The 1,176-nt window shown below is 59.2% G+C and carries 1 protein-coding gene; it reads right to left on the minus strand.

Features of this window, described 5'->3' with window-relative positions; all coding sequences use genetic code 11:
* Positions 1 to 1,176 (minus strand): elongation factor Tu (tuf, locus tag ACR0JR_RS22360; RefSeq protein ID WP_010441214.1); only part of this gene is annotated, 1,176 nt, incomplete at its 5' end.

The following is a 1,176-nucleotide window of genomic DNA, read 5'->3' on the forward strand; positions in this document are numbered from 1 at the left end:
TTACTCGATGATTTTCGACACGACGCCGGCGCCGACGGTGCGGCCGCCTTCGCGGATGGCGAAGCGCAGGCCGTCTTCCATCGCGATCGGCGCGATCAGCTCGACGGTGAAGCCGACGTTGTCGCCAGGCATAACCATCTCGGTGCCAGCGGCCAGGGTCACGGTGCCGGTCACGTCAGTTGTACGGAAGTAGAACTGCGGACGGTAGTTCGCGAAGAATGGGGTGTGACGACCGCCTTCTTCCTTGGTCAGGATGTAGGCTTCGGCTTCGAACTTGGTGTGCGGTGTCACCGAACCCGGCTTACACAGAACCTGGCCACGCTCAACGCCGTCACGGTCGATGCCGCGCAGCAGGGCGCCGATGTTGTCGCCCGCTTCACCGCGATCCAGCAGCTTGCGGAACATTTCAACACCAGTACAGGTGGTTTTCTGAGTGTCACGGATGCCGACGATTTCGATCTCGTCGCCAACGTTGATCACGCCACGCTCGACACGACCGGTCACAACGGTACCACGGCCCGAGATCGAGAACACGTCTTCGACCGGCATCAGGAACGGCTTGTCAACTTCACGCTCAGGGGTGTCGATGTAGTCATCAACAGCCGCCATCAGTTCTTTGATCTTCTCTTCGCCGATTTCCGGGTTGTTGCCTTCCATCGCGGCCAGAGCCGAACCTGCGATGATCGGAATATCGTCGCCGGGGTATTCATAGCTGGACAGCAGTTCGCGAACTTCCATCTCAACCAGTTCCAGCAGCTCTTCATCGTCAACCTGGTCCACTTTGTTCATGAACACGACCATCTTCGGGATGCCAACCTGGCGGCCCAGCAGGATGTGCTCGCGGGTCTGCGGCATCGGGCCGTCAGCTGCGTTCACAACCAGGATCGCGCCGTCCATCTGGGCAGCACCGGTGATCATGTTCTTGACGTAGTCGGCGTGGCCGGGGCAGTCGACATGCGCGTAGTGGCGGTTGTCGGTCTCGTACTCCACGTGGGCGGTCGAGATGGTGATGCCACGTGCTTTTTCTTCAGGCGCGCCGTCAATCTGGTCATACGCTTTGAAGTCACCGAAATACTTGGTGATTGCTGCGGTCAGCGTGGTCTTGCCGTGGTCAACGTGGCCAATCGTGCCGATGTTGACGTGCGGCTTATTACGCTCAAACTTTTCCTTTGCCAT

Source organism: Ruegeria sp. AA3 (assembly GCF_056542905.1).